Consider the following 3,050-nt stretch of genomic DNA (forward strand, 5'->3'; position numbering starts at 1 on the left):
ACAAGGATTAAACCTTGTATAACAGCATAAAGCTGAAGTTTTTTCTAGAGATTGATATTTACTTGGAGTAATTCAAGAAATATGATGACGAGAAAAATCCCGTTTGGTGGCGATAGCGGAGGGGTTCCACACGTACCCATCCCGAACACGACCGTTAAGCCCTCCAGCGCCGATGGTACTTGGACCGCAGGGTCCTGGGAGAGTAGGACGTCGCCAAGCACACAAAGAACCACTGTTGATTAATTTCAACGGTGGTTCTTTTTTTATGTTTATAAAGTTAATGGGAATGAGGTATTTAGGGTGTAGAAGTTTCTCAAGTAGATATGATTTGCGAAATGTGAGAGGAGTAATGAAATCAGCTATTTAAAACAATTAAAATGAGTGATGGAAGGGAAACAAACTTCTTTGGGATTGTCTTTGATGGTGAGAAGTTCAGTACTGTTGAGGAATTATCGATCAATTAGTGAAGCACAAAATAGACTTTATCATGTGGCCACCGTCTTTCAATCGCGTACTAAGGTGCAATGGATTGTATAGCATCTTCAATAGTAGCATAGATATGAACGGTAGAATGGGCTCATTCCATCTATGGGCACTCCTTACCTACCATACATTGCATAAAAATAATGTATCTTTTTGATCGTCTATATTATGTGTAAAATAAGTTGTAAATTAAATAAAGAAGAAGCCGATCTGGCTTCTTCTTTATTATTGAGATGAAATCTAATTTAGCCCACCAACTAGGGATACTGCTAAATAGCATTATTCTAGTACTACTTACTTAGACGATTTTGTAAGCTTACCATCTTGCCCGATTTGATATACTTTTCCTGTAGTTGTCTTGTATACAAAAGTAGTCCCTAATGAACCAATAAACTGATCACCTTCAGCTAGGGTAGTTATCGTTTTCTTCTGACTACCATCACGATTGATTTTTGTCAGTGTGCGGATCGTTTTCTTGGATGCATTTACTACAGATTCTTCAAAAAAGAAATGTTTGTTCTGATAGCCAACAGGGGAAATTGTACCCTTTGAAGTGAAAGTCTTTTTATTTGTACCACTGATATCTAGAAGGTACCAATTCTGCTTATTATCAGCGCCTGGTTCTTCAGCGTAAAACAATGTGTTCTCAAACAAGGAATAACCACCATCACGAGGCTGCACGCTCTTTTTCGATATCGCAGTTTTACCGCTTCCGTCAAACTTCATTCGGTACAGGAGAGATTGATCACTGTTCGTATCCACATAGAATACATATCCTTTACCTACCACATAGGACCAAAAGGATAGCTTAGGAAGGAGTATTTTTTTTCCTGTACCATCCAGGTTCATACTGCCGATTTCATAATTATAGTCCTTGTCATATCCTCCAAAATAAATAATGTTCCCATCCACTGAAAATCCTGAATATGTATTATCTTTTGTTACTTCACTCAATTGTGAGCCATCTGTTTTAACTTTAACTATTTGACCCATGATTACATCTGATCCCGTTTCTTGCTTCAAAAAATAAATCCAATCACCAACAAGGGTAGGGAAATAGGCATCATCTTTGTATACTCGTTTAGTGACATTGTTTTTTCCATCAACGGTAGTTAAATTGACGCCTTTCCATGCAGCATCCCCATAATCCCCCAACCAAACTACTTTATTTTCTTTAACTGCGGCACTGGCTGGTATGGCTCCAATTAACAGGGATAAAACTAAAATTGTCGACATTAGTATTCTTTTCAATATAAACTCCCCCTTAAAGGTATTATTTAACTCCAATCACACTTTAATCCACTCGACAAAATTTTACAATAGTATTTTCTTGATGGTTCAAGTTCATCTCTAATGACACTTTTTTATAAAAAGGTTACTGATTAATGGATTCACTAGCATCCATGTCTATTTTTGGGTCCCTAGGATGTGCAAATCGTTGGACTCGAAATCGTGTATCCAGCTCAGTGACCAACTGGGATTAGATATTATTTGGATCGTATGTAAGGCCTGAATGAGTGGAGTCCGATTGATATTCAACAATTTCTGCTGCTGTGCTAGTTCAGTTAATGTAAGTTTTTTGTAGTCTTTTTTTGTAAAGCAAGCACTTGAAGGCCTTGCCTAACATCTTTATCAAGAAGGTCAAGGTTTGAATACGTGAATGTATTTTGTTTTGTTGTTACCAGAAGAGTAAATTGGCTTTTACCCGTGTAGCCCTTCGTTGGAGAGGAGACTGTAATCGTCGTCTTTCCTTCAGTAATTCCGTTTGTAATACCTCTAACAGTTCGCTACAAGTTTTTAGATGTGCTTCCACCCACAGATTATATTTCTCTTCTGATAGTTGATTAATGGTATCTTTCATGTAAACACCAATCTCATCGGTTGAAACATGTTCTAATTTGTTTACGCCAGCGTTGTTAGGTAACGATTTTATTTCACTAGGAGTATGGAAATAAGCTGAATGCGAGAAGCTATCCTCTTCTACAGAATCCCTATATCCATCTTTTATAATCTTTGAAATCAAACTCGAGATAAAGACTCACTATTCATCTGGAACACATATGGTAGTATAAAAAATCCGTTAATATAGGCAACCGCAAGTATGCCGGTTGGTCTTAATAAGGGTGGATTTTTATTTACCGTAAGAGTTAATCAATGATAACAAATCTTACGAAATATGGAGTCGGCATGAAGAACAAGACGATGACTACAGGTAACAATCTTGCCTGTTCCCCTAGAGTAGAATGAATGAAATACAATATGTGCGATTACTGGTGGAGTGAAAATTAATCGAGTGCTTTCAAACTTTTTCATTTATGGATTAATCTCGAAAGTGATATTATTTGATGAGGTTTAATTAGTTTTAAAAAAAGGGTTGCATTCATTTGTCACACGTGATATATTATTAGTCCGGCCAACAAATAAGTGTTTTGTTGAATCGGCAAGCCAATATCGAATGAAACTTAAATCAAAAAAAAGCTTGCACAAACGAACCGGACATGATAAGATATAGAAGTTGTCGCCGAGAGCATCTGGTGCTAACAGAACGAAATCATTGGTCTTTGAAA

The 3,050-nt window shown here is 36.9% G+C and carries 3 protein-coding genes and 1 rRNA gene; 1 reads left to right on the plus strand and 3 read right to left on the minus strand.

Annotated elements, in window-relative coordinates:
• Positions 1-102 precede the first annotated feature (102 nt).
• Positions 103-219 (plus strand): 5S ribosomal RNA (gene rrf, locus PGLA_RS22750).
• A gap of 558 nt (positions 220-777) precedes the next feature.
• Here rrf and PGLA_RS22755 read toward each other — a convergent pair.
• From PGLA_RS22755 to PGLA_RS28670, 3 genes are all read right to left on the minus strand, one after another.
• Positions 778-1,734 (minus strand): DUF5050 domain-containing protein, encoded by a 957-nt coding sequence (locus tag PGLA_RS22755; protein ID WP_068537438.1) that lies wholly within the window; start codon positions 1,732-1,734, stop codon positions 778-780.
• A 427-nt stretch (positions 1,735-2,161) separates the two neighbouring features.
• On the minus strand, positions 2,162-2,506 hold the full coding sequence (locus PGLA_RS22760; RefSeq protein WP_068537439.1) for a hypothetical protein: 345 nt from the start codon (positions 2,504-2,506) through the stop codon (positions 2,162-2,164).
• 329 nt (positions 2,507-2,835) lie between these two features.
• Positions 2,836-3,050: hypothetical protein (locus PGLA_RS28670; RefSeq protein ID WP_211269607.1), on the minus strand; the 215-nt coding region annotated here is incomplete at its 5' end.

It is taken from the genome of Paenibacillus glacialis (assembly GCF_001637205.1).
In the GTDB taxonomy this organism is placed as follows: Bacteria; Bacillota; Bacilli; order Paenibacillales; family Paenibacillaceae; genus Paenibacillus_AQ; species Paenibacillus_AQ glacialis.